At 34.2% G+C, this 2270-nt stretch carries 2 protein-coding genes; both read right to left on the bottom strand.

The window, feature by feature from the left end; genetic code table 11:
• Positions 1 to 306 precede the first annotated feature (306 nt).
• Positions 307 to 1497 carry a glycosyltransferase gene (locus tag F6K13_RS29295; protein ID WP_124145346.1) on the bottom strand — a complete coding sequence of 397 codons (1191 nt, stop codon included), beginning with the start codon at positions 1495 to 1497 and terminating at the stop codon, positions 307 to 309.
• Between the two features lie 169 nt (positions 1498 to 1666).
• Positions 1667 to 1870: a hypothetical protein gene (locus F6K13_RS29290; protein ID WP_124145347.1), complete on the bottom strand. Its 204-nt coding sequence runs from the start codon at positions 1868 to 1870 to the stop codon at positions 1667 to 1669.
• Positions 1871 to 2270 lie beyond the last annotated feature (400 nt).

Below are 2270 nucleotides of genomic sequence, written 5' to 3'. Positions count from 1 at the left end.
ATGAACTATCCTTAAGTAAATAACTTTTTTTGATAACTATTAACCAGTTATTGTTAGTTATTCTTATTTTTACCGAATAATTAATAATTAATAATTAAATAATTCGCGCCTTGAAGCCTCCCCTTTTAAGGGGAAAAAAGCAGTCGAGGGATGGATGGGTTTCCTAACCATATCCAATCGACTAAGAGAAGAAATAATATTTCCTTATATTCAATTCCGTAACGGTTTTAACCAGAGTTAATTATCAATTATCCATTATCAATTATCAATTAATGAATTCTCCCCCACTCCCCTACTCCCTACTCCCTACAAAATAAAACCCATAGACTCTAATCCTTGCCTAATTCTTTTTGCTTCTGTAGGATTATATTTTTCATGTAAACTAATAGCCTTCCCAAATGCCTCTAAACTTTCTTGCACTTGACCAACTTTCAACAATACAACTCCCAAATTTTGATAAGCTTCTGCATAATTACTATCAAGCTGAATTGCCTTTTGATAAGAAGCGATCGCCTCGGTAAACCAACCCATTTCTTTAAATACCATTCCTCGGTTATAGTGAGCAACTGCAAAATTAGGGTCTATCTGTAAAGCAATTTCATAGTTAATTTTTGCATCCTGTAAATTTCCTTCTTCTTTCAACAAACTACCCAAATTATTGTATGCTCCCAACTTTAATTTCGGCATAACATTTAATTCTATTGCTATTTTATAATGACTCTTTGCCATTTCTATATCTTGTTGTTGTCGATAGGCAATAGCTAAGTGATAATGCAGCTCATACAAAATTGTTTTATCTATATCGGGGTCTTGTAAACCTCGAAATAGTAATTCCATTCCTTTCTGTTTTTCCCCAATTTCTATATACAAAGCACCTAATTTACTACAAACATAAACATCATTAGGATGATTACTAAAATAACTTTCCATCGCTGCTTTTGCTCTTTGCAGTTTATTTTTAGAAGTAATTTCTCCCTTTTGATAACCCTCATGTAAAACTGCTATATCTGGCAACGAAGCTATTTCCCAGTGAGATTCCTTCGCCAAAATCTCAGTAATACTATCATCAACGATGGCGTGATAAGGTCGAGAAAATTTTATTTCAGGATGATTTCTAAACAGACGAGAAACCAAAGAATATGGAGATTGTTGCGCCCCTATTTCCTCTCTAATTAAATTAATTAAAATGTAGCGATCGCTCTTTATTGCTTCCTGAATATGTGGAGCTATTTTTGGTGAGAGATATTCATCAGCATCTAATACTAAAACCCAATCACCAGTAACATATTTCAAAGATTCATTTCTTGCTGCTGCAAAATCATTACACCATTCAAAATAATGTACTTTTGCACCAAATTCTTGAGCTATTTCTGGCGTTCGGTCAGTTGAACCCGTATCCAAAACAACCATTTCATCAACCGTATCTTTCACACTTGCCAAACATCGAGGCAAGTTTTTTTCCTCATTTTTAACAATAATGCAAAAACTCAAATTCATATTTTAGCAATTAGCATTCAGCTATCAGCGATTAGCATTAAAATTATATCATTTCCGTTGGTATAAGTAGGGCTTGCGGATTAAATATCAAAGTATTGACTGATATTGGTTTGCTGCCTTTTTTTGCCTTTAAAAAGTGCAAGTTTTTCGGTCGCTCAAGCTCAAAAAGCTAGTATTTTGGGGCAATTATGGCAGAAAAATCACTCTTACAATTTTTCCGACTACCTCCTCTACAATTCCCATTTCTCCTGTCTCCTGTCCCCTGTCTCCTGTCTCCTACCCCTACTAAAAGACTTTTGAGCGCAAACCCTAAGTAATAGATAGGGAAAAAAACACCAATGAGAAACAGAATAAAAAAGCTACTTCTTCCCATTCCTTTTTATCTACTAGCAGATTCTAAAAGTCTCAAGTTTAGTCACAACAATAATTTAACTTCTGACTTCTGAATTATAACTTCAACTATAGCTTTTTCCTTTAATTTATAAAACTTACTAAAAAACCCCATTCTTACTCTACTTCTGAATGAGGTATGTTCAAAATATTTCTATTTCTAAGATAGCGATCGCTAATAAGTGGTCGTGCAAAATTAATTACACATCTATAACAAGCTAAATTATTTCCCTTCTCAAGAGCGCAAAGAATTAGAATAAGTAATTGAAGAAGGAGACAGGAGACAGGAGACAGGAGACAGGAGGAAAATTACATGGGGATTCTCACCCCAAGTAATTTTGAACACCGTGTAGACGGTGGGGTATTAAACCCACAAAGAAAAT

Origin of the sequence: Okeania sp. SIO2B9 (assembly GCF_010672505.1) — a bacterium.
Classification (GTDB): Bacteria; Cyanobacteriota; Cyanobacteriia; order Cyanobacteriales; family Microcoleaceae; genus Okeania; species Okeania hirsuta.
This window is presented reverse-complemented; position numbering and strand designations above follow the sequence as displayed.